This window comes from Sphaerisporangium dianthi (genome assembly GCF_042654065.1).
Taxonomy (GTDB): Bacteria; Actinomycetota; Actinomycetes; order Streptosporangiales; family Streptosporangiaceae; genus Sphaerisporangium; species Sphaerisporangium dianthi.
In genome coordinates this window covers 111,739-136,553 of the sequence record NZ_JBHSFP010000007.1, presented here as the reverse complement: position 1 = coordinate 136,553, position 24,815 = coordinate 111,739, and the positions used below count along the sequence as shown (strand labels likewise).

The 24,815-nt window shown below is 69.9% G+C and carries 11 protein-coding genes and 1 pseudogene; 8 read left to right on the top strand and 4 right to left on the bottom strand.

Annotation, left to right across the window (positions count from 1 at the left end):
* Positions 1-235: 235 nt before the first annotated feature.
* From ACFO60_RS13365 to ACFO60_RS40875, 3 genes and pseudogenes are all read left to right on the top strand, one after another.
* A complete protein-coding gene (locus ACFO60_RS13365; RefSeq protein WP_380840430.1) occupies positions 236-5,896 on the top strand; it encodes a DNRLRE domain-containing protein in 5,661 nt (1,886 codons plus the stop codon).
* 81 nt (positions 5,897-5,977) lie between these two features.
* Positions 5,978-6,598 carry a DUF6461 domain-containing protein gene (locus ACFO60_RS13360; RefSeq protein ID WP_380840429.1) on the top strand — a complete coding sequence of 207 codons (621 nt, stop codon included), beginning with the start codon at positions 5,978-5,980 and terminating at the stop codon, positions 6,596-6,598.
* Between the two features lie 443 nt (positions 6,599-7,041).
* Positions 7,042-7,958, top strand: a pseudogene (locus tag ACFO60_RS40875) (IS982 family transposase).
* Positions 7,959-8,406: 448 nt separating this feature from the next.
* Here the strand turns inward: ACFO60_RS40875 and ACFO60_RS13345 are convergent.
* Positions 8,407-12,267, bottom strand: a complete 3,861-nt coding sequence (locus ACFO60_RS13345) for a protein kinase domain-containing protein (RefSeq protein WP_380840425.1) — start codon at positions 12,265-12,267, stop codon at positions 8,407-8,409.
* Positions 12,268-12,469: 202 nt separating this feature from the next.
* Positions 12,470-16,129 carry an nSTAND1 domain-containing NTPase gene (locus ACFO60_RS13340; protein ID WP_380840424.1) on the bottom strand — a complete coding sequence of 1,220 codons (3,660 nt, stop codon included), beginning with the start codon at positions 16,127-16,129 and terminating at the stop codon, positions 12,470-12,472.
* A gap of 908 nt (positions 16,130-17,037) precedes the next feature.
* Between ACFO60_RS13340 and pip the strand changes: the two genes are divergently transcribed.
* From pip to ACFO60_RS13315, 5 genes are all read left to right on the top strand, one after another.
* Positions 17,038-18,006, top strand: coding sequence for a prolyl aminopeptidase (gene pip / locus ACFO60_RS13335; RefSeq protein WP_380840423.1), 969 nt, complete (start codon positions 17,038-17,040; stop codon positions 18,004-18,006).
* 152 nt (positions 18,007-18,158) lie between these two features.
* Positions 18,159-18,305 (top strand): hypothetical protein, encoded by a 147-nt coding sequence (locus ACFO60_RS13330; RefSeq protein WP_380840422.1) that lies wholly within the window; start codon positions 18,159-18,161, stop codon positions 18,303-18,305.
* A 206-nt stretch (positions 18,306-18,511) separates the two neighbouring features.
* On the top strand, positions 18,512-19,234 hold the full coding sequence (locus ACFO60_RS13325; protein WP_380840420.1) for a DUF6065 family protein: 723 nt from the start codon (positions 18,512-18,514) through the stop codon (positions 19,232-19,234).
* Positions 19,235-19,284: 50 nt separating this feature from the next.
* On the top strand, positions 19,285-22,161 hold the full coding sequence (locus ACFO60_RS13320; protein ID WP_380840419.1) for an AfsR/SARP family transcriptional regulator: 2,877 nt from the start codon (positions 19,285-19,287) through the stop codon (positions 22,159-22,161).
* 182 nt (positions 22,162-22,343) lie between these two features.
* The gene (locus ACFO60_RS13315; RefSeq protein ID WP_380840418.1) at positions 22,344-22,850 is read left to right on the top strand and encodes a MarR family winged helix-turn-helix transcriptional regulator; all 507 of its coding nucleotides are present in this window, start codon (positions 22,344-22,346) and stop codon (positions 22,848-22,850) included.
* A 55-nt stretch (positions 22,851-22,905) separates the two neighbouring features.
* On the opposite strand, the gene ACFO60_RS13310 is transcribed toward ACFO60_RS13315, so the two are convergent.
* Positions 22,906-23,391 (bottom strand): ATP-binding protein, encoded by a 486-nt coding sequence (locus tag ACFO60_RS13310; protein ID WP_380840417.1) that lies wholly within the window; start codon positions 23,389-23,391, stop codon positions 22,906-22,908.
* Between the two features lie 256 nt (positions 23,392-23,647).
* On the bottom strand, positions 23,648-24,733 hold the full coding sequence (locus ACFO60_RS13305; RefSeq protein ID WP_380840416.1) for a hypothetical protein: 1,086 nt from the start codon (positions 24,731-24,733) through the stop codon (positions 23,648-23,650).
* Between the last annotated feature and the right edge of the window lie 82 nt (positions 24,734-24,815).

The window sequence follows — 24,815 nt, the reverse complement described above, 5'->3', positions numbered from 1 at the left end:
CCCATCGAACACCGGACAACAACCTCTGCCGTCACGCCGGGCGAAGCCACCCAAACACACGAATCATCGGGGGTGAGATTTCTCACATTGCCACAATATTCGGTGCAATGTTCTGATCAGTTGATCGTTACACCCCCTACTGATCAGGAGTTCAGTGAACCTGTCAAAAAGATTCGCCCCCCCACAGCGAGGCGGGCGCTTACGTCCGCAGATAGCGCTTCTCACGGTGCCGATGATGGCGACCTCGCTGTTGGTTGGCGCAGTTTCATCCCCTGCTTCTGCTACCCCCTCCTCGTCGCCCAATTCCCCCATTACCGCCGAGGCAACGAACCCGGTGGAGTTGGCAAAACAGGAGGCCAAGAAGCAGAGTAAACGTGTCGAGATCACGTCCTACCGCTCAGAGTTCTCCACCATGTTCGCCAATCCGGACGGCAAGACCCTGCGCATGGAGATGTCGACCTCACCGGTGCGAGTCAAGCGGGACGACGCCTGGGAGCCTATCGACACGACGTTGGTTGTTCAAAACGACGTGGTCAAGCCGCGGGTAGCAAAGTCGGACCTGGTCCTGTCCCATGGCGGGAAGCCCGACGTGCTGACAGCGAGCGCGGGTCCGGCTGACCCTGCCGCGAAGGATGACAAGGTTCAGGTCTTCGCCCCGCGAAATCTCCCCACCCCACGTTTGTCGGGCAACCGGGCGGAATTCGCTTCCGTATACGGCAACGGTTTGGACCTGGTCATCACTGCCACGCCGACCGGGTTTCGGCAGCAGATCGTCATTCGGCAACGTCCAACGAAGCCGCTGAGGCTGCGCGTCCCGGTCGATCTGCCCGAAGGATTCGCCTTCGAAAATGCCTCGGACAGAACTGTTCTAGTCAAGGACATCGGTAAGGGCAAGCGGGAGCAGATCCTCGACCTTTCCACCACGATGATGTTGGACGCGGTGGCCGCTGATGGTAGCGGCGGACCGGATGAGGGCAAGGTAGGCAGGGCCACCACGAGCCTGGAGAGGACCGCAGACGGCTCCACCTTAGTGTTGTCCCCAAATGCAGTCTTCCTGGCTGATCCGACGGTCACCTATCCGGTCACGGTGGCCGCCGCTGCCTCCGACTGGTGGGAACCTTCGCCGAACAACACCATCGACACCTTCGTCAACAACGATGCCTACCCCGACAGCCGCGATAACCAGCTCTTGGACCGGATCCTGGTCGGCAAGTCCAACGACGGCGCAGTCCGCTGGCGCAGCTATATTAAATTCCAGGACATTCCCGCGGACTCTCTGCTGCGTGGCGGCAGGGTCCAGAACGCGGATCTGGTGTTGTGGAACCACCTGTCCAACGCGTGCGGGACTAGCGTCGGATCCGGCATCACCGCTCGCCAGATCACCAGCAGCTGGACCCCTGGATCGCTGACCTGGACTAACCAGCCATCGGTAACCTCGACTGGTGCGAACACCGAATACGGCGCCTATACTCCTACCACCGCCTGCACGAGCGAATGGGCCAAGAAAGAGTGGGACCTGGTCCACTCGGTCAACACCATCGTCCAAGCCTGGGCCAATGGCCAGTCCAATTACGGCTTCCAACTCGCCGCCGGCAACGAGTCCGACCTCACCAACTGGCGTCGCTATCGGACTACCGAATACACCATCTGCAACAACGGCACGGCCTGCGAGGGACACGTTCACCAGCCCTTGCTTTTCGTTGACTTCGAGCCAGCGGCGGAGCCGATACAGGCCTTGTACGTGCGACCGCGCAGCAGTTCCGCCCCCACCTCCGATGAGGTTCTAGCTCACCTCGACGACTCAGTGGACTTCGAGCCGGCCGACCCTGTCGCGGTTACCCCTGCGCAGCTCGAGGTTGATGCCGCAGCATCGACGGACGTCGTCGGTTCCTTACTCAAGGACGCGGCCCTACCTGATGGCATGACGCCAGAAGAGGTTGGGCGGTGGAGCAACCCAAACATCGGCGAGGACCCGATGCAGCCCCCAACGCCGAAGTCAGCCGTGGCTCACTGGCTGTTCGATGAGGCATCCGGCGCTACGGCCGCTGATTCAAGGGTGAGCGACAACCAGGTGGCGCTGAAGACGGGTACGAGGTGGGTCCCGGGTAGAACCGGCACGGCACTATCGAACACTCCCGCCACCTCTCAGTCACCGAGCAGTGGGGCCGCTGAAGCGAGGCGGGCCGCCGCGTTGAAGGCGGTAAAACACGGCAAGCGAGTGGAGGTGCCTGGGGAGACATCGCCGACCAGCATCACATTTGCCATGCCGGACGGCCGCACGTTCACCACAGAGGTGACCGCAGGCCTAGTGCGAACCAGGCGCGGAAGCTCGTGGGTCCCCATCGATACCTCCCTCGTCGAGCAGGGCGGGGCGATCAAGCCGAAGGCGATCGACTCAGAGGTTGACGTGGAATTTTCCACCGGAGGCACGGACGCATTCGCGAGAATGACTGCCGACGGGCGGCGGTACGCGCTGCGCTGGCCGACGGCGCTTGCCAGGCCCACCGTCAAGGGCAGTGTTGCCACGTATACCAATGCCGCTGGGGCCGGAGCCGACCTTGTGGTGACGGCACTACCGAGCGGGTTCCGGCACGACGTGGTGTTGCGTGAACGACCTGCCAAGCCGCTGGAGATCCACATTGGAGTAGAGGAGGGTGATCTCACCCTGTCGAAGGGCAAGGGAGGGCGACTACTCCTAAGAGGAAAGGATAAAAAGCTCCTCGCTTCGGTGCCGCAGCCGATGATGTGGGACGCCGCCGCGAAGGGCCGTCCCCTTCCTGCTGCCAAGCATGCGAAGATTTCCACTGAGGTAGTGACTAAGGACGGCCATACCGAATTGGTGCTGAAGCCGGACCACGACTTCTTGTCTGATCCGGCGACGAAGTACCCGGTGCGGGTGGATCCAACGATTACGCTGCCGACCAACGGTGATGTGGACGTCTACTCAGACAACGACGCGAGTTGGCCTGCCGACCCGACCGGTGAGTACCTTATGGCTGGGCGGATGGTGGACGCGGTGTACCGGACGCATCTTCGATTCGACACTGCGGGGCTGTCCGGTCAGACGGTGACCGATGCAAAGTTGTCACTGCTGAACTTCGACGCGCCGGTCTGTGGCAGTCTGGTGGGCGCAGGAATTCAGGTGCGCCGACTAACCGGAGCCTGGGATGTCAACAACCTGCACTGGGGCAACAAGCCAGCATCCACCACCGAGGACGCGCAAATCAACCGGGCAGCGATCAACCCGGACTGCGCGAATTGGCCGGGGCCGATGCTGTGGAACGTCACGGGCATCGCCCAGGACTGGGCGGCGGGTGCGGTCAATCATGGCTTGGTGTTGATGCACCCGAACGAATCGAATACCGCTGACAACTGGCGGATGTTCACCTCCGCGGAGACCCTCGAGTTCAACACGCCGCCGACGTTGACCGTGACCACCACCGGGCCATCCTCAGTACCGGCGGTCGCCGATTTGAGCATCACTCCGGCGCAGGACGTCAATGGCACGATCACCGCCACGTCGCTGACCCCGCAGTTGGCGGCCACGGTGTCCGACACCGCCGGTGGCTCCCTGACCGGCCAGTTCGAGGTTGAGCACGACCCGACCGCGACCGGGCAGGGCACCGGCCAGATCTGGGCGGGCGCCTCCGCCGCGGTGCCGTCTGGAGGGCAGTCCGTTGTCACTGTCCCTGTTGGCAAGCTGACTGACGGATGGAAGGTACGCTGGCGCGTCAGAGCTGCAAATGCCGCCGCGGCGACCACGTCGAACTGGTCGGGATGGCAACTGGCCACCCTCGACGTGCCCAATTCGCCCTCCGGGCCATCCGTGAGCGGTCTACAGGTTATTCCCTCGACTCTGGTCGACGATAAGACCACCACGTTCAGCGTTACCCCTGAACTGCAGGCGCAGGTGCACGACCCGACTGGCGGCATGCTAAGGGCTGACTTCGAGATCGAGCACGAGCCGGCCGCACCAGAGGGCCAAGGTAGTGGGCAGATCTGGATCGGCAGCGCCGAAAATGTGATGGCTGGAGCGCGGGCTACGGTGACGGTCCCGGCTGGGAAGCTGGCCGACGGATGGCTAGTACGCTGGCGTGCCCGGGCTACTTCGGCCACTGCGACCTCGCCATGGTCGGACTGGCAACTTCTAATGGTCGATTCAGCGAATGCGGGTTATGAACCACTCGCGACTGCGGCCACGCCGATCATTCGCACAGACGAAAGTTTCGCGATCGCCGGCTGGGTTCGCCTCGACGACCGGACCGGACCCTATGCGGTCGCCGATCAGAAGGGCACCAACGCTGCGCCCTTCCACCTTGGTGTCGATCCGGTTCACGGGCTAGTATTCACCATGAAGGAATCGGACTCTGCGACCAGCTCCGAAGAAGGTGTCGTCTCCGAGACAACCCCTCCAGTGGGCGAGTGGTTTCACCTGGCCGGTTCTTATGACGAGCCTTCCAGATCCCTGTCCCTATACCTCAACGGAAATCTGGTAAAAACGCAGGCGATCAGCTTCCATCCCTGGCATGCAGATGGCCCGTTCACCATAGGTACAGCCATTAAGGGCGGCATCGACGACCTTTGGGTTTACCCTCGAACGCTCTCTGCGGCCGAGGTGGGTGAGCTTAACGCGCACCCGGGACAGACGGAGAGCCCAATCGCTGCGCTCAGCAACTCACGCTCGCCTCTCACCTCCCGTGATTCCAGAGAGGCGAAGGGCGCCACTCCCTTGGCAACGGACCCTTTGCCGTGGCCTACAGGGAAGGCACAACCGGTTCGGTACACCACCTGGCAGGATTGCGACGCCGACGTGGCCAGAGCGGGCTCGGTGAAGTTCACCAGCTTCCGCAGCCGGTTTTCCGGATGCTATTCCGGGCAACTGGTCGCAGTGAACGCGGAAAAGGTAAACAATGTCCTGACGGTAAAGGGAACGGTCACTGGTGATATTACTCTTCTGATAGATGTCGACCAGAGTAAGCGCGCTGTGGTGATTCAGGCTAAATTAGATAACGTTAAGGGTGGCGGAACGCTTACGACCACCTCGGTGGGGCTCAAACTCAAGACGAAGGGCTATCCGGACAGTACGCACTGCCAGCCGAAACAGACCTCGCCATTCGGTCCGAACCTCCGGGAGAAATCCCAGGCATCCTGGAATTCCAGCCCGGTGGAGAACTGGGGAATGAGCTCGAGTGCAGTCGGCGCAGAGGGTAAGGACCTGAAATCGACCTGCCGCTTCTCCCTCCTTGTCAAGGTGACGCCAATCGGAAGTAAGACGAAGTACGTCAACCTCTGGACGAAGGCAGGGGTCAGCGATAAGGAGTTCCAGGTCCGTTGCGATTCTGCGGCGTACGTCTATACAGCTGCAGGCGGTTGCGTGTTTACCTATCGTAAGCCCTATATGGAGATGAAACGGAACGACGTCAACGACAAGGGTGAGACATGGGAAGAGCAGTATGATCACATCAAGAAGGCTCTAACAGACCCGAACACTCCCCCCACCTATCCGGCTCTCGGCGGGCCCTCTTATCCCGATTCTGCCGGTCGAAAGAAGGACATGCCCGGAGGGTCTCCGCAGAGACCGATTCACCGCGTCGTAAGTAGCCCCGTCTACGACTTCAATGCAGCGCAACGAGAAAAGTCCGAGGCGGTGTGCCGCAAGGAGATCAAAAAGACGTGGATCAGCAATGTGCTGTTGTATCCGCAACTGGCCGAGAACTGTGACGAGTACCCCTTCGCTTCGACAGAAGAGGGGTCTCTTGGGGCTAATCCCGACTTCAACTTCTCGGTCCTACTGATCAAAGCAACTCATAACCAGGCTCACGGCCACGTCCTGGGCGCCTGGTACGGAAACAATCGCATTCTCAAGGGCGATGCCTTCTGGATCAAGCTATCCTAGGGTGACCTGAGGGGTGTGGGGCGGTTACGTCCCGCACCCCTCGTTCCCATCGAAGATCGAGATGAACCAGGAGTGTTAAGAGTGGAAATTACGTACGCCGACGTGGACTGGCTTGCCCATGGGTGGGAGTTGGGCGACGTATGGTGCCTGACCTTTGTGCGAGGCATCGAGGAAGCGGAGGCGTTGCGGCGGTTGGGTGCGCGTGAGGAAAGTATCCGGCTGCTGAGTTACAGAGAGCTAACGGACGAGGGGTTGTTCCCTCACACGGTTCTAGCTGGGCGCCTTGACGCTTGGGTCGTGATCATCGAACGGAACGGTAGCGCAGCGATGCAGCTCAATGTCTTGCAAGCGCTGTCGGCAGGAACGGAGCTCGTATGCGTGTTCCGGCACGACTACGCGAACGACCTGTTCGTATATGCCATAGATGGGGAGATCTTGACTTCCTTTGATCCCAGGAAACCCGGATGGCGAGATGGCAGTGATCCCGATCGCCTCCTGGACACGATGAGGGAAGTCGGCATCGATCCCGCACACGTCCCGGGGAATTACGTCCAGCACGACGACGAGAACGAGGAGTTCAACATCAGGCGCCCGGCAGTGGACGGAGCGCTAATGCTTGCCGCCCGGCTGACTGGCGTCGTGTTGTCCCAGAGCGTGCTGAACGGACCGCTGTTGGGTGGTGTGGTCGGCCCTATGCGCTGATTATATGAGCTTTTCGGGTACAGCATGGAGAAAGAAGGTTGGGCAGCTAACCGCCGTGTGAGGATGAGAATCTTCCTCACATGACCATCACCCTCGTTTGTATGCACGGATGAGCCGGCGGAGTCGATATGCGTCGGCGGTGCCAGACAAGGTAGCTGGCGCCTCGGTGCTGACGGTGAGACTGTACGGCGTGATACCTCCTCGCCCTCCTCAATCGGCAGAAGACGACCGGCGCGGTGTGATCACGTAAGGCGCGTTGTTGTACCCGCTGCTGTACACAGCACCCGGCCGACGACCAGCCTAAGTTATTCGGTGGCAGGCGGATCCGGAGCGCAGGGCCGCCAGGGCTGAGCATCGGAAGCGGTGCGGCGTGCGCCCCTAGATGATTATTCAGTCCATGGGATGGCCTGCGGACATGGGGCGAGGGCGTTCAAGATCAGTTTGTGACGACCGACTTGAACACCCTCGCAACGGCACTCTATGTGAAGATCGACGACGCGGTGAAGGCTTCGCCGGACCTCGCGCCTTGGCGTCCGAAGGTCGGCATCTCTCCTACGCTGAGTGATGCCGAGCTGGTCACGTTGACGGTGATGTCGGCGTTGCTGGGCTTCGCCTCCGAACGCCGATGGATGCGTTACGCCCATGCTGAGCTGAGAGGGATGTTCCCGTATCTGCCCGGCCAATCCGGTTACGGCAAGCGGCTGCGCAAGTCATACGGCCTGGTCTTGAACATGATCCGGATTCTCGCGGCGGACACCTCGCTGTGGAACGACGATGTGTGGGTCATCGACTCCACGCCGGTGGAGTGCGGCCGTTCACGGGAGACGGCCCGGCGCAGTGCCCTGGCCGGGTGGGCCGAGTACGGCTACTGCGCCAGTCACTCACGGTATTTCTGGGGGTTGCGGCTCCACCTGTTGTGCGCCCTGGGCGGGCTGCCGGTCGCGTTCGCGCTGACCGGCGTCAAGGCCGGCGAACGCGACACCTTGCTGGGAATGCTCGACCACGCCCCCCGGAGTTGATGGCCGGCCATCCCGATCAGACTCTCATCGGTGACCGCAACTACTACGGCCGCGCGTTCGAGCAGGGCCTCACTGAACGTGATCTGACCTTGTTGCGCCCGGCGCGCAAGGGGGAACCCGAACGCGCCGGGGCGCATCTGTTCAAACCACTGCGGCAGACCATCGAGTCGATCAACCAGACGTTCAAGGGGCAACTCGACCTGGAACGACGCGGCGGCCGTACCCTCGCCGGAGTCGTCATCCGGATCCTTTCACGGATCCTCGCACTGACCGCAGCGATCTGGCACAACGACAAGACCGGCCAGCCCATCAAGCGCTCCCTGACCGCCTACGATCACTGACAGCGAACACTCGGCCACATAGTTCAGCGTTGAACGCGACAAATCGATTGCAGCACGATAGAACAGTATCCGAGCCCCCTGGTTGTGACGGATGGATTGTGGTGATCAATCCGCCTACCAGGGGTTTCTCTATGTCGTCAGGTGAACGCCGTGCCTGCGATCATGCTGTGACCAGCAGGCGGCCCTCAGAGGATGAAAAAGGGTCAATGCACGTCTACACGGAAGCCACATCGGAGGCGACGCGGAAGGCGCTCAAGCGGCTTGGCAAGACGCTCGACTGTTCGTCAGCAGCCATTGCTGTACTTCGCTGCTGTACGGGGGTCAAAAAGGCCACTTGCGGTGATCGCAAGTGGCCTTTGAGCTGGATCGGGGGGACCAATTGAACCCACGGCCTCTTTATTTCGAACTGGGCGCGGTCGGTCGAGGGACGGCTTGCTCTGGGGGGAGGTCAGCGGGGGCAGGGGTTTTTGTAGGGGAGGCTGGGGAGGTGGCGGCTCCATTCGGCGGGGGTGAGGGTGCGGCCGGCCCGCGCGCACACCGCGGCGGCGGTCGCCTCGGCGCCGGTGGGCAGCCGGTAGAGGGTGCCGCTCTGGTCGGCGACCGTCAGGGCCGAGCCGTCGGGGTCGAACGCCAGGCCCATGACCGCGTCGCCGAACAGCTCGACAGGGGGGCCGATCCGGCGTTTGGCGCGCACGTCCCACAACTGGACGGTGCCCCACTCGCCGGCCGTGGCCAGCAGGTCGCCGGCGGGAGAGAAGGCCATGGCGGCGATGGGCTGGGTCACCCCGTGGAGCACCGGCGGGACCGGGGCCGCCGCGCGGGTGTCCCACAGCGAGACGCGTCCCTCGCCTCCGGTCACGGCGAGCAGCCCGCCCGCCTGGACGATTCCCGGGCTGCCCGCCCGGCCGCCTCCCGAGCCGCTCACCTGGCTGCTTTTCGGACCGCCCCCCGGCCCGCTTCCCGGGCCGCTTTCCGGGCCGCTCGCCTGGCCGCTTTCCGGGTCGGCCCCCGGCCCGCTTCCCGGGCCGCTCGCCTGGCCGCTTTCCGGGTCGGCCCCCGGACCGCTTCCCGGTCCGATCTCCGGGCCGCTTTCCGGGTCGGCCCCTGGGCCGCTTCCCGGTCCGATCTCCGGGCCGCTTTCCGGGTCGGCCCCTGGGCCGCTTTCCGGGTCGGCCTCCGGGCGGGCCCCAGGGTTGCTTCCTGGGGCGAGTGCCGGGCCGAGGGCGATCACGTCGCCGTAGGAGGAGCTGTTGAAGGCCGGGCCGACCTGCTTGCCGGAGGCGGCGTCGAGGAAGCGGCCCGCGGTCGTGGCGATCGTCCGGCCGTCGGGCGCGAACGCGATCAGGCCCGGGTCGGCGGCGGGCCGCAGCGTCCTGATCAGCCGCCCGGTCCGGGCGTCCCATTCGAGCAGGCGCACCTCCGGCGGCCCGATCGCGCGGGTCAGGGTCGCCGCGACGGTCGCGCCGTCCGGCGTGAACGCCATGCCGCCCACGTCGAACCCGGCGGGGACCTGGTACTCCCACATCCGGCGCAGCGAGCCGGTGTCCCACAGGCGCAGCCTGCGGCCGGTGACGGTCACCATGGTCAGGCCCCGGGCGTCGAACACGGCCGGCACCCCGGAGTCGGCCGTGCCGGGAAGTGACCCGGCGAAGCGGCCGCGTCGCACGTCCCACAGCCGGATCGGGGTGGAGTCGGTCCGCTCGGCCGACATCCATCGGGCGTCCGGACTCAGCCCGACCTTGAACACGTTCTTCCCGACGCCGGTCGCGGCGAGGCGGGGACGCGTGTCCAGACTGACCACCGCGTCGTCCAGCAGGTAGCGCACCGTGCGCCCGTCGGCGTCGAAGCGCGCGTCCGTCACCTCGCCGGCCGCGCGATAGGCGAAGACCTGCCGCTGGTCGGCGACCCGCCACACGGTGAGGCTCCGGCCGGCGAAGCCGAGCAGCGACCGGCCGTCGGCGCTGAACCGCAGGCCGATGCCGCCGCCGGAGGCGAGCACGCCGCCGCCCTCGGGCCAGGGCCAGTCCTCGTCGTCGTGGAGGGGGAGCGCCGTGCCCGTGCCCGCGGCGACCAGCCGGATCGTCCGCCCGGCGCACGCCAGCGTCCCGCCGTCCGGGCTGAAGGCCGCCACGCCGGCGTCCTTCGGGCAGGCGGCGCGGAAGCGCGGGTCCTCGCCGCCGCCGGGAAGCCGGTACGCCCTGAGCCCGCCTTCCACGCGGGTCAGCGCCGCGAGGCCACCCGTGGCGGACACGACGGGAGCCGCGCCCGTCCAGCGGTGGCGGCCGTAGGTGCGGCCCGTCGTGAAGTTCCAGACGTAGGGCTCGTTGTCGTCGTCCACGACGGCGAGAGTGGACTCGTCGTCCCCGAACCGCGACCGCGTCCACACCGACTCGCCCGGCACCCGCAGCCGCCCGCGCCGCAGGCCGGTCCGCAGGTCCCACACGGTGAGCTCGCCGTTCGTGGAGACCGCGGCCAGCCGCCCGCTCGGGCTCAGGGCGGCGTCCCGCACCTCCGTCCGCGGCGTGGCCGGCATGCTCAGGCGCTTGGCCAGGCGCCGCTCCCGCACGTCGTACAGGCGGATCTCGCTCCGGGACGCGCTGACGAGCAGCCGCCCGTCCCGGCTCAGCGCCCGGTAGGCGACCTCCCGCACGGGCGGCTCGGTGAAGACCGAGGTCTCCGGCTGGTAGAGGGAGGACATGAGGCTGGAGCGCGCCTCCACGCCGCCGGACAGCCGCCACGCGGCGAGGCTCAGCAGCATCGCGGTGACCGGTTCGGTCGTGCGCAGGCCGCCCGCGAGGAAGGCCAGCTCGCGGCCCTCGGCCCGGTCGCGCTGCGCGGTGATCTCGTCGCGCTGGTCGGCGATCCGGCCGCCCTGGTAGGCCGCCAGGCCGCCGCCCGCCAGCGACACGGCGAGCAGGGCGGCGAGTACCACGGTGAGCAGGCGGCGGCGGCGCGCGCGGCGCCGGGTCAGCGCGGCCGACGCGGCAAGGAAGTCCCGTTCCAGCGGGTTGAGGGTGAGGTGCCGGCGTCCGGTGGCGGCCCATGTCACGGCGGCGTCGAGGCGGCTGCCCTGCAGCACGTCACCGTCGCGGCGGCCGTGCTCGTCCCACTGCCGGGCCTGCGCGCGCATGCCGGCGTGGACGGGGAGGCCGTCGCGTTCGTCGGCCACCCAGGCGCGCAGCCTCGGCCAGGCGCCCAGCAGCGCCGGGCGGGCGAGCCGCACTTCGCCGCCCTGGCGGGACAGCAGGTAGGAGAACACCCGCAGCACTTCTTCGGCTCCGGAGGGGAGTTCCTCCTCGGGAACAGGACGGCCGGTCGGCTCCCCGTCCGGGCCGATCGCGACCATGCGCAGGAAGACCGCGGGCGCCAGCTCGCGCCCGGCGGGCGAGAGCATGCCGTAGGCGTCCTCGGCCAGCGTCCCGAGGGCGGGGTCGCCGGCCACGGCCGGGCCCACCCGTGCCGCCGCCGCGCTGCCCCGCTCCAGCAGCCGGGACGTGCCGGCGCCCTCTCCGCCGCTGAGCAGGGCCAGCAGCAGGTCCACGGCGGTGGGACGGTCCCGCGGATCCTTGCGCAGGGCCGCGGCGACCAGCGGCCGCAAAGACAGCGGCAGGACGTCCAGATCGGGGTCCACCGACAGCACCCGGTGCATCACCCCGCCGAGGCTCTCGGCGTTGAACGGATCCTCCCCGGTGGCGGCGAACAGCATGACGCCGCCCCAGGCGAACACGTCCGCGGGCGGCCCAGCGCGCTCCCCGGTGAACAGTTCCGGCGCCATGTACGTCGGCGTGCCCGTCACCAGGCCGGTGGACGTCAGCGACATCTCCAGCGTCCGTGCTATGCCGAAGTCGATGACCCGCGGCCCGTCCGGGCCGAGCAGCACGTTGTCCGGTTTCAGGTCGCGGTGCACCACCCCCGCCTCGTGGACGGCCGCCAGCGCCGTGGCGATCGCCGTGCCGAGCCGGTGCAGGTCGTCGCCCGCGAACGCGCGCCCCTCCCGCACCGCGCGCCGCAGGTTCGGTCCCTCCACGTACTCGCTCACGATGAACGGCCGGTCGCCGCCGAGCTCGGCGGCGATGACGCGGGCGGTGCAGAAGGAGGCGACGCGGCGCGCCGCCGCCGCCTCCTTGCCGAACCGGTTCCTCTGCTCGGGGTCGCTCGCCGCGCCGCCGTGCACCACCTTGATCGCGACGCGGCGTCCCTCGCCGTCGTAGGCCTCGTAGACCACGCCCTGGCCACCGGCTCCCAGCCGCCCCGCCAGCCAGTACCCGCCCAGGCGCTCAGGATCGTCCGGGCTGAGCCTTCCCGACATGCGCGCCCCCTGTCTCGGTGTCGTGCCGTCGGCACGACACGACATTAGATGCGCGTCAGGGGCGCGGAGTTCGCCGGCGGCGCGGCTTCTCGGAGGCGGCCGGGTAGATCACGACGGCCCATCGCGCGCCGCCTCCCTGCGCCTGGCGCCTGGCGCCCGGATCGGGACGGGACGTGGAGGCCGGGCCATGGCCGGTGACCGCCTAGGGCCCGGCGGAAGGGGCGAGGTGGTGGTCGATCTGCTGGAGGAGGCGGTCGGGCGGGGCGCAGGCGTCGCAGTTCCACACGCGCACCGTCCCGTCGTCGTGTGTGGTGAGCATGCGCCGCCCGTCGCGCGCGAACGAGACGCTCTCGACGCTCGCGCCGAAGCCCGCGAAGGTCAGCGGCTGGCCGGCGGCGTCGGCGCGCCACACGCGCACCGTGGCGTCGTGCCCGGCCGAGGCCACCCAGCGGCCGTCGGCGCTGAAGGCCACGTACCAGACCATGCCCTGGTGGGCGCGGTGGACCAGCGGCGCGCCCCGCCCGTCCACCGGCCAGACGCGGACGGTGCCGTCGCTGCCGGCGCTGGCCACCCGCCGGCCGTCCGGGCTGAACGCCACCGCCCAGACCAGCCCCTGGTGGCCGCGCAGGACCACCGGCGGGGCGACGCCGCCCGTGTCCCACACACGCACTGTGCCGTCCGCCCCGCCTGTGGCGATGTGGAGCCCGTCGGGGGAGAAGGCCGCGAACCTGATCTGGTCCTCGTCCGCCTTGCGGACCAGGGCGGTGCCGGAGCCGTCGGCGGGCCAGACGCGCAGCGTGCCGTCGATGCCCGCGGTGGCGACGCGGCGCATGTCCGGGCTGAAGGACGCCGTCCAGACGACGCCGCTGTGCCCGCGCAGGACCACCGGGGGCTTCGTCCCGTTCAGATCCCATATGCGCACGGTGCCGTCCCGTCCGGCGCTCGCCACGTGACGGCCGTCGGGAGCGGCGGTGACGCCGAGCACCTCGCCGCGGTGGCCGCGCAGCAGCCGCCGCCGCCCGGTGTCCAGGTCCCAGACGCTGACGACGCCGTCCATCCCGCCGCTGACGATCCGCCGCTCGCCGGGCAGGAAGCCGGCCGACCACACCGCGTCGCGGTGGCCGCGCAAGAGGGTGGAGCCGTCGCGCACGGACCACAGGCGCACGGTGCCGTCCTCGCCGGCGGTGACCAGCCGCGACCCGTCCGGGCTGAACGCCGCGCTCCACACCACCCGCTGGTGGCCGCGCAGCACCAGCGGGTGCCCGGCCCCGGTCGGGCTCCACACCCGCACGGTGGAGTCGTCGCTGGTGGTCGCGAGCCAGTGCCCGTCCCGGCTGAAGTCCAGGCCCTCGACGGTCCCGTCGTGGCCGCGCAGCACGACCGGGTCGCCGTGCCCGCCGGCCGGCCAGACGCGCGCGGTGCCGTCGACGCCGGCGCCGGCGCTGGCCACCCTGGTCCCGTCCGGGCTGAACCGCACGGTCTTGACCGCGCCGTCGTGGCCGCGCAGCACCGCCGCGGTCTTTCCCGTGCGAAGGTCCCACAGGCGCACGGTGCCGTCGTGGCCGCCGCTGGCGAGCCGGCGCCCGTCGGGGCTGAAGGCCACGCCGACCACCGGCCCGTCGTGCCCGCGCAGGACCTTCGGCCGGCCCTTCCCGCCGGCGTCCCTGACGCGCACGGTGCCGTCGTCGCCGGTGCTGGCGAGGCGCCGTCCGTCCGGGCTGAAGGCCACGTTCCACACCGTTCCCCGATGGCCGGTGAGCACCAGCGGCGCGGCGCCGCCGTCCAGCGACCACACCCGCACGGCGCCGTCCGTGCCCGCCGTGGCGAGCCGGCGTCCGTCCGGGCTGAACGCCGGGCTGTACACGGCGCCCTGGTGCCCGATGAGCACGAGCGGAGCTCCGGACGGCAGGCCGGTCGCGTCCCGCGCCCAGACCCGCACGGTGCCGTCCGAGGCGCTCGCCGCCACCCGCGTCCCGTCCGCGCTCCAGGCCACCCCCAGCTGCCTGCCGGTGAGGCCCGGCATCGACGCGAGCATCCGGTGGTCGATCAGCGCCTGCCGCAGCGCGGTCTCGGCCTCGCCGGTGGGCCGGACGGCGTACGCCTGCCGCGCCTGCCGCAGCGCGCGCTCGGGGTCGAACTGCGACTGGCTCCGCGACTCGGCCGCGAGCTGGCGCGACACCGCGACGTCGCGCTGGTCGCGGATCTCCCCGGCCTGCACGAGCGCCATGGCCGCGAGCACGCTCACCGCGATCACCGCGCAGGTCAGGCCGCCCAGCGCGAGGACGACCCGCCGCCGTACCGCTCCGCGCTCCCTGGACTGCTGCACCCGGCCCGCCGCGAGGAAGTCGCGCTCCAGGTCGTTGAGCCCTTCCAGCGGATGGCCCTCCCAGTGCGCCAGCCGCGCTCCCCGGTACAGGAAGGCGGCGTCGCGCCCGTGCTGTTCCCACTCGGCGGCCGCCTCGGTCAGCTTGCGGTGGGCGCGCAGCAGCTCGCGGTCCTCCGCCAGCCAGGAGCGCAGCCGGGGCCAGGTGCGGATCAGAGCCTCGTGGGCGATGGTCACGCTGTCCTGGTCGGCGGTCACCAGCCGCCCCTCGATCAGCCTGTCCAGGACGGCCGTCACCGCGGCGCTGTCCGGACCGCTCACCAGCTCCGCGCGGCGCGCCCGCCGCCGGGTGTCCTCGGTGCCGTCGCCCGGCGCGATCAGGCGCAGCACCACCCGCCGCACCAGGTGCCGCCGCTCCTCGGGCAGCTCGCCGTAGAGCCGCTCGGCCGTCATGGCGATCGCGCCACGCACGCCTCCCGCCGCCCGGTATCCGGCCACGGTGAGCGAGGCGCCGCGCCGGCGCTGCCAGGTCTCCAGCAGCGTGTGCGAGATCAGGGGCAGCGCGCCGGACTGCTCGCCCGCCTCGGTGACCATGATGTCGACCAGCTCGGGGGCCACCTTGCACCCCACCCGCTCCGCGGGCCCCGAGATGGCCAGCCGCAGGTCCTCCTCGTCCATCGGGCCGACCAGCACCTGACGGTCCCGCAGGGCGGCGACCAGGTCGGCGTGGCCGGCGCAGTGGGCGTAGAAGTCGGCCCGCACGCCCAGCACCACCCGCACCCTCGGCTCGCCGCCCATGGCGACGAGCAGCGAGACGAACTCCGCGCGCTCCCGCTCGTCCCGGCACAGGGTGAAGACCTCTTCGAACTGGTCGACCACCACCAGCAGCCGCGCGCCGCCCGGCCGGTCGCAGAGCACCCGCGCGACGGCGAGGCGGACGGCGGCGGGGGTCGCGCTCTCGGCCGCGAGGCGAAGGCGCAGCGCCTCCAGCGGGTGCTCGCCCGGCGTCAGGACGACGACCGGCCAGTGCTCGCCGCCGGCCACCGCCCCCGCCGCGACGGCCGGCAGCAGGCCCGCGCGCAGCACCGACGACTTGCCGGCCCCCGAGGCGCCGAAGACGGCCAGCAGCGGTGCTGCGCCGAGCCTGGCGCACAGGTCGGCCACCAGCCGTTCGCGGCCGAAGAACAGGTCGGCGTGCTCGGGGCCGAACGTCGCGAGGCCGCGGTAGGGGGCGTCGCCGGCGGGCCCGGCGGGCTCGTCGCCGTCCTGCCGGGCCAGCTCGTCGGCGAGCTTGCGCCAGCGGTCCTCCCACTCGCGGACGTCGCCGCCGCACGCCCGCACGTACGCGAGGGTGACGGGCAGGCTCGGCAGGACGGTGCCGCCCGCCGCCTCGGACAGGGCGGTCACCGAGAAGTTGGCCTCGGCGGACAGCCGCCGGTAGCTCGGCCGGCCCGCGGCCTCCCGTAATCGCCGCAGGCCGAAGGCGAAGGCGTGGAGGAGGTCTTTGTCCGGATCCAGCTCACGTTCCGGGCGTCCCATACCAGCTCTCCCCGTGGACGTTGTTTGTCCAGTGGGACAAACCCTCGCTGGACAACCCATTGGCGACTATACCCATAGCCATGCCGCCTGCTGCGAGTAATCGCATGCAGTGCTGGATTCCACACGAACCGGAATGGAGGGCGAGAAGACCATCATGCGAATGAGGGGAATTGTCGCTTTCATGTCCGGTTTCACCGTGGTGTTCGCGGCTTGTTCCGCCGGGGCCGGCGAGGTCGCCGCCGGCCGTCACTCGTGCCGCGCCCGCGACACGGCCTGCCCTCCGCCTCGGGCCGGGCCAAGATGCGCGATCCCGAGGAGACACCAACGGCACCGGCCACGCCCACAGCCGGGCGCGGCATGACATGTTCCACTCCAGCTCACGGCGCGAGGGCGGGATCCGTCCCCGGCGACTCTCGCGCAAGGGGCCCGTGTGCCGGACGCCGTGCCACCGCAGGGCACGGCGGTGGAACAAGGTGCCGCGGCGGCCGCACCTAGAGCGGGACATCCACCGAAAGCAACCCCTCCAGGTGCCGCACCGCGGGCAATCCCCTCCTGCCCGTCGGTGTGAGCCGACGGACGGAAAGGCGCGGCGCGCCCGCCTCACCCCCGGACGGAACCGGGGCTTCCCACGGGGCGGTCCACCGGTCGTTTCCGTCCGGCTTCATATGGTCTCGCCTTCGGTCTCAACCCCCCCAAGAACCGGGGGCGAGACCATATGAGGATCTCCTTCGGGATATCGCGATCTCCGGTGCAAAAAGACGGCACAGGAGCGGCAACGACGACGAATACTCCGCGGAACCGCGACCGCGCGGCGAAGACGCCCTGACGGCGCGCCCGCCGGGGCGGACACCCGCGAACAGGCATGTCCGCTCGGACACCGGGCTCACGCGCTGCCAAGATGGCTGGTCATGAGGACGCTCTATCCACCGCTCGAGCCCTACGACTCGGGCATGCTCGACGTCGGCCATGGCGATCACGTCTACTGGGAGGTCTGCGGCAACCCCGCCGGCAAGCCCGTGGTCATGGTGCACGGAGGGCCGGGCGGCGGCTGCACTCCCGTCCACCGCCGCCAGTTCGACCCCGAGGCCTACCGCATCGTGCTGTTCGACCAGCGCAACTGCGGGCGCAGCGTGCCGCACGCCAGCGACCCGGCCGTCTCGCTGAAGCACAACACGACATGGAACCTGGTCGCCGACATGGAGCGCCTGCGCGAGCACCTCGGCATCGACCGCTGGCAGGTCTTCGGCGGATCGTGGGGGAGCGCGCTGTCGCTCGCGTACGCCCAGACCCACCCCGGAAGGGTCACCGAGCTCGTCCTGCGCGGCATCTTCACGCTCCGCCGCCTGGAACTGCGGTGGTTCTACCAGGAAGGCGCGTCACTGGTCTATCCCGACCTGTGGGAGGCCTACGTCGCGCCGATCCCCGAGGACGAGCGCACCGACCTCATCGCCGCCTTCCACGCCCGCCTGAACGACCTCGACCCGGCGGTCCGGGTGCCCGCGGCCCGGGCGTGGAGCGTCTGGGAAGGCTCCACGATCACCCTGCGTCCCGACCCTGCGATCATCACCGCGCACTCCGACGACGACTACGCCGTCGCGTTCTCGCGCATCGAATGCCACTACTTCGTCAACAACGGCTTCTTCTACGACGACCAGCAGCTGCTGCGGGACGTCGACAAGATCAGGCACATTCCGTGCGTCATCGTCCAGGGCCGGTACGACATGTGCACCCCCGCCAGGACCGCCTGGGACCTGCACCGTGCCTGGCCCGAGGCCGAGTTCCACATGGTCGGCGACGCCGGCCACGCCTACTCCGAGCCCGGCATCCTCGACCGCCTCATCACCGCCACCGACGGCTTCGCCCGCCGCCCTCACTGACCGGGACGCGGGCGGGACCGCGAACGCGCCGTCCGGCCCCGCCCGCTCCCAGGTCGCCCGAAGATCTTCCGAAGCTGTTCCGAAGCGTTTTCGAAGCGGCCCGCGCCACCCTTGCCGGGAAGGTTCCGCCACCCGAACACCGGAGGATTCCAATGACGCATGGGCAGACGACCGGCAAGCGGAGCTCCGAGACGCAGATCCTGCGGGACGCGCTGACGCTCCCCATCCGCATGAGCATCGTCTGGAGCGCCCCCCGCAGCTCGGACGAGCTGATCTTCGTGAGCACCGAGCCGGCCTGATCCGAGGGCTCGCGCCTCCGGAGCCCCAAGGCCCCGGGGCGCGGGTCTCCCCCCACGACCTCCTTACCGTCCCGGGGCGCCTCGACGGCGCCAGGCCGCACCCCCGGCGTCGGCGCGCGGCCCCTTGTGAAGACTCCGCAGCGTTTTCGAAGAGCCTCGCGGCGCCCTCGGACGGGAAGGTCTCAGCACCCGAAGGTCTCTCCGCCATGACGTCCTTCTCGTTCCGCGCCTGCTTCGACGGCGTCGTGCCCCCGACGGCCGCCGACCCCTCGGTGCTCGGCACGCCGCCCTTCCGGGCGGTCTCGTACTGCGAGCCGTTCCGCGCGGCCTCCGGCTTCGGGTGGTACCTGTACCCGCCGGTGGACTGCTACATCAAGTGGGACGGCACCGCCTTCCACTGGCTCATGGAGAGCGCCGGCGACTGGATGCCGCTGACCAACGTCGCCGCGCGGACGCTGATCCGGCTGCTCGGCGGCGAACCCGCCGACGACGCCTTCCTCGGGCTTCCCGTCTTCGCCACCCCTCCCGAACCCGGCCTGCTGCAGATCTGGACGGGCCTTGTCGCGGTCACCCCGCCGGAGTGGAGCCTGCTGGTGCGCGGCGTGCCCAACATGCCGGGCAGCATCACCTACGAGGTCCAGGACGGCATGCTCGAGACCGGCTGGTGGCACGGCCCCCTGATGGGCAACCTGCGCTTCCGGCGCTCCGACGAGGTCGTCCAGCTGTCGCGCAGGATGCCGCTGTTCGCGGTGCAGCCGGTGCCCCGCGAGGCGTACCAGAGCAAGCTGCTCCGCCGTACGGAGTTCGTGCCCGCGAACGCCGAGAGCCGCGCGCGGACCGCCGAGATGATCTCGGACGCCTTCTCGGTCCGCAGCGACGAGAGCCCGGGCGGCTACCGGCGGGAGGTGTCACGCCGGCGCCGCGCATGATCCGGAACTCCCCAGTAGCCTTGGCGCAGCCGAAGGAGGGGACTCACCGGGTGCGTTTCCGTTATCAGCTGCTGGGTCCGGTCACTGTGGCCGGCGGGGACGGGCCGGCGCGCCTCGGCGGTCCCAAACAGCGGGCGGTGCTGGCCGCCCTGTTGCTGGGCGCGAACCGCGTGGTGTCCGAGGAACAGCTGTTCGACCGGGTGTGGGGCGAGGCCGCCCCGGCCAGCGTCCGCGGGCAGCTCCACGTCCACATATCCGACCTGCGCAAGATCATCGGCCGCGACGCGATCGACCGGCGCCGCCCCGGCTACCTCCTCGAGGTGCGCCCGGGCGAGCTCGACCTGGACGCCTTCAACGGCGCCGTCGCGCAGGCCCACGCCGAACTGGCCGCGGGCACGGCCGACTCCGCCGCGCACCGCCTGCGCGCCGCGCTCGCCATGTGGCAGGGGCCCGCGCTCGGCGGCGTGACCGAGCCGCTCCTGGCCCTGGAGGGCCCGGCCCTCCAAGAGCGGCGGCTCAGCGCGCTGGAGGACTACTTCCACGCCCAGCTCGAAGCCGGGTGGCACATCCACGCCGTCGGCGAACTGCGCAGGGCCGCCGAGGAGAACCCGTTCCGTGAACGGCTCCAGTCGCTGCTGATGCTGGCGCTGCACCGGTGCGGCCGCACCCCCGAGGCCCTTGAGCTGTACGCGGGCGCCCGCGACCGGCTCGCGTCCGAGCTCGGCATCGAGCCGGGCTCGCTGCTCCGTGAGACCCACCTGCGGCTGCTGCGCCACCGCCACCGCGAGGACGACGCCGGCCCGCCGGGCTCCGTCGGCGCCGCCATCACGCCCAGGCAACTGCCGGCCGACGTCACCTCCTTCGTCGGCCGGGCCGACCAGCTCGCCCGCCTGGACGCGCTGCTGCCCCCCGCCGGCGCGCCGTCCTTCGCCGCGCAGTCCTCCACCGCGCCTTCCTCTGCCGTGCCGTCCTCGACCGTGCCTTCCTCTGCCGTGCCGCCCGCCGGAGCGCCGTCCTTCGCCGCGGTCGCCACGATCGGCGGCGGCGCCGGGGTGGGGAAGACCTCCCTCGCCGTCCACTGGGGCCACCGCGTCCGCGACCGCTTCCCCGACGGGCAGCTCTACGTGAACCTGCGCGGCTTCGACCCCGACGGCTCGATGATGAGCCCGGCCGAGGCGGTCTGCGGGTTCCTGGAGGCGTTCGGGGTGTCCGGGCAGCGCATACCGGCCGGAGAGGCCGCGCAGTTCAGCCTGTACCGCAGCCTGCTCGCCGGCAAGCGCGTGCTCATCCTGCTGGACAACGCGCGCGACGCCGACCAGGTACGGCCGCTGCTGCCCGGCGACCCCGCCTGCCTCACGGTGGTCACCAGCCGCGACCAGATGGCCGGGCTGGTCGCCGTCGAGGGCGCGCGGCCGATCAGCCTCGACCTGCTGTCCGCCGCCGAGTCCCGCGAACTGATGGCCCGCCGCCTCGGCGCCGGCCGGGTCGCCGCCGAGGCCCGGGCGGTGGACCAGATCGGCGCCCTGTGCGCGCGGCTGCCGCTCGCCCTCGCCATCGTCGCCGCCCGCGCCGCCACCAACCCCGGCTTCCCGCTCACCGCCCTGGCCGAGGAGCTTCGGGAGGCCCACGGCGATCTGGACGCGTTCGACGGCGGCGACCCCGCGAGCAACGTGCGGGCGGCGTTCTCCTGGTCGTACCACACCCTCAGCCCGGACGCGGCCCGGCTGTTCCGGCTGCTCGGCCTGCACCCCGGCCGGTACGTCACGGCGAGCGTCACCGCGAGCCTGGCCGGCCTGCCGGCGCGGCGCACCCGCCTGCTGCTGGCCGAGCTGACCCGCGCGCAACTCGTCACCGAGTACAGCCCCGGGCGGTACACCCTTCACGACCTGCTCCGCACCTACGCCGCCGAACTGGCCCACACCAACGACTCCGAGGCCGACCGGCGCGCCGCCACGCACCGCATGCTCGACCACTACCTGCACACGGCCCAGTCGGCGGGCCGCCGCTTCTCCTCCCAGCCGCCCATCACGCTGAATCCCACCCTGGACGGCGTAGTCCCCGAAACCCTCACAGAACAGCAGGCCGTCGACTGGTTCGCCGCCGAGTACCCCGTCATCCTCGCGGCCATCGACCAGGCCGTCGACGCCGGGTTCCACACGCACGCCTGGCGGCTCGTCTGCGCCCTCACCACCACCTTCTTCCACCAGCGCGGCGGCTGGCTCAACGAGGCGATGACGACCTACTACAGGGTGCTGGACGCCGCCGAGCGCCGTGGCGACCAGACCGGCCAGGCCCACAGCCACCGGGGCCTGGCACTCCTCCACGCCGGGCTCGGGCACATCGACCAGGCCGACACCCACCTGCGGCGGGCTCTGGACCTCTTCGAGCGGCTCGGCGACCTCGCCTACGAGGCCGACGCGAACCAGGGCCTCACCTGGGTGAGCGACCTGAAGGGCCGGTACGACCAGGTGCTCTTCCACGCCGAGCGGGCCCTCGCGCTGTTCACCGCCGCCGGCCACCGTCCCGGTGAGGTCGTCGCGCTCAACAACGTCGGCTGGGCCCACGCCCGCCTCGGCGACCACGAGCGTGCCCTGACCTACTGCCAGAAAGCCCTCGAACTGTGCGAGGAGTTCCCCGACCAGATCGGCGAGGCCACCATCTGGGACAGCCTCGGCTACGCCCACCACCACCTCGGCCACCACGAGGAGGCCATCGCCCGCTACCAGCAGGCCCTCGAGCTGTACCGGCGGACGGGCAGCCTGTACTTCGAGACCCGCACCCTCAGCCGGCTCGGCGACACCTACCAGGCCATCGGCGACCAGGACGCCGCCCACCGCGCCTGGCGCCTCGGCCTGCACATCCTCGACGAGCTCCGCCACCCCGACGCCGCCCTCATCCGCGCCAAGCTCGCCGGCCCGACCCTGTGAGCGCACGGTCCTGATGTCCGCCTCCGCGGTGACGGCTGTCGCCGACATGTCGGACGCGACGGTCACCTTGCCCATGCGCCGTAGGGGCCACCCGAGCATGATCTCTCCTGCGCGACGATATATAGGTGCATTGCGAGACAGTTTCAAGGTGAGATTATATCGGGTGGCAGTAGAGTGTGCGCATGCTCCAAGATCTGCTCGAGCGCTTCCTGACCGGTGACGGCGGCCCCGCCGCCGGCCAGGTGGGGCTCGGCATGCTGCTGGCCGAGGTGCACAACCGGAGCCGGGAGCGGCTGAACCAGGCGCTGCGCCCGCTGGGCCTCAACGTCCGCGGATTCGCCGTACTGATCGCGCTGCCGATGTACGGCCCGGTCAGCCAGCGGGAGCTGATGGACCGCACGGGCATGGACAAATCCGCGATGGTCCGGCTCATCGACGAACTGGAGGAAGGCGGGCTGGTCTCCCGCCGGCGGGCGCCGCAGGACCGGCGCGCGTACTGCATCGTCCTGACACCTCATGGCGAGCGAACTCTGGCGGAGGCGCGGCAGGCCGCTGAACAGGTGGGGGAGCACATCTTCGGCTGGCTCGCCGAGCCCGAGCGCCGACACCTCGTCGATCTGCTGCGCGGCGTGGCCGAACGCGCCGCCCCGCTCCAGCCCGAGGCTTCCACGGCAGACGAATCCCACTGATCCCACCCCCGTACAGGCCCTGCAGGTCCCTTCGGTCCGTTCAGTCCGTTCGGTCCTACGGCCGGCTCGCCCGGGACGAGGGGCACTTCGGGCCGCTCACCTCCACAAGGGCGCGGAAGGCGAACCAGACGACGCACCGCGGTCGTTCCTCGGTGAACCCCCACTGGTCGGCGAGCGTCCGGAGCAGGCGGATGCCCCGTCCCGACTCGGCGAGCTCGCCGAGCTCGCCGAGCTCGCCGAGCTCGCCGGCGGCGGCGTGCCGGCACACGCACGGCGAGGTCGCCGCGCCCTCGTCGACCACCTCGATCTGCAGGCCGTCGCCGTCCTCGACCAGCAGCACGACTCCGACCGCCGCCGACCGGGTGTGCAGCACCGCGTTGGTGACCGTCTCCGACAGCAGGAGCAGGGCGTCGTCCAGCCGCGGGTGACCGTCGAGCAGCTTCGCCGCCCACCGCCTGGCCTCCGGCACGGAAGCCTCGGTGGAGGGGAACGCCGCCCTCTCGAGCAGCCGGACAACGGGCGAGCCGGCGTCATCGCGCATGTGTATCGGTGTCCTTAAGGGAGGAAGGTTCGCATCGCGCCCCCGGCGTCCGGCGGCACACCGCGCAGAGCGGCTCGCACTGGCCCGCTCAGCGCGTCCGGTTGCCGAACCGGCGCGCGCACTGTCCAGCGAACGGACCGATGCGCCGACCCGGCCAGCACCGCCGGGGAACTACGGGCCGCCACTCTGGCGCCCGGGTAAAAGCCAAGACCTCCGGCTTGGCCGTCGGCAGCCCGCCGGCACCCCGTTCGCGGGCTCACTCCTGTCGGCCGGGCGTCACGGATGTGTCGTCCGCGCCCGTCGGCGCCCGTCCGCGACGCCACCTGGCCAGGAGACGCGGCGCGGGTCGCCCGCGCGGCAGGATCACGGCCACGACCATGGCCGCGGCGAGTGCGAGCACCACCACCGTCACCACCTGGCCCGGGAGCGTCCGCACCTCGACGGCGTCCGGGGCGCGCTCAAGACCGTGCACCGCGCGGGCGAGCCACCACAGCGACGCCGACGTCAGGCAGACCGACAGCAACACCCAGCAGCCGACGAAACGATCAGGTTCGCTCGCGACCAGCAGGAGGAGCAGAAAGGACACCATCAGCAGGGACAGAGCCGTCTCGGCGGCCGGGGTCACGCTCGCACCGGCGGACGAGCCGGCCAGATCCCACAGCGACAGGTACCTGAACACGTCCTCGCCATTCTCGCGACCGTGCCGGAGACGCACCCAGGGGAGCGTGCTCCCGATGACGAGCAGCAAGGACACCGTCCCGCCCCGCGCCGCGTGCCCGAGCCTGCGGCCGATCTCGGCGGACCAGGGAGATGCCGGCCGCCGTTCTCCGGCGGGCACCGCCGCCCGCCGGACGGCGTCACGCTCGTCGGCGGAGTCGAGCAGGGCGAGCAGGCCCAGTCCCAGTACGAGGGCGAGCGTCTCGGCGAGGGCGGCCGCCACGCCGGGCGCGGCGCTGAACGAGGCCGGGATGCCCGCCGGGCGGCCGCGGCCCTCGGCGAGCGCCTGGTGCAGCCACATGATGTTCAAGAAGCTCAGGACGGCCGCGAGCAGCGCGCCGAGCACCATGGGGCGCGCCGGGTGCAGCGCGGTGAGCAGGGTGAGGGAGACGGCGAGCAGCAGCATGCCGAGCGCGCTGACGCCGTGCTCGCTCACCGCGCGGACGCCGGAGTCCGGCAGCTCCCACAGCGACAGCACCGCGCCCGCGGACCAGGGGGACGACTGGCGCAGCCACGGCAGGGCGCTCGTGATCAGCAGACCGAGAGACAGGCCGACGCACCACACCGTGTACCGGATGCGCTGGACGGCCGCGAAGGGCTCGAGGGGAGCCGGAGAGCTGGACATATAAGTCAGATGTCGCCTTCAGATCGGTAGCGGAACGCACCACGAACCCCCAGGCCCCCGCCCCGCGACGCCGCACCGACAA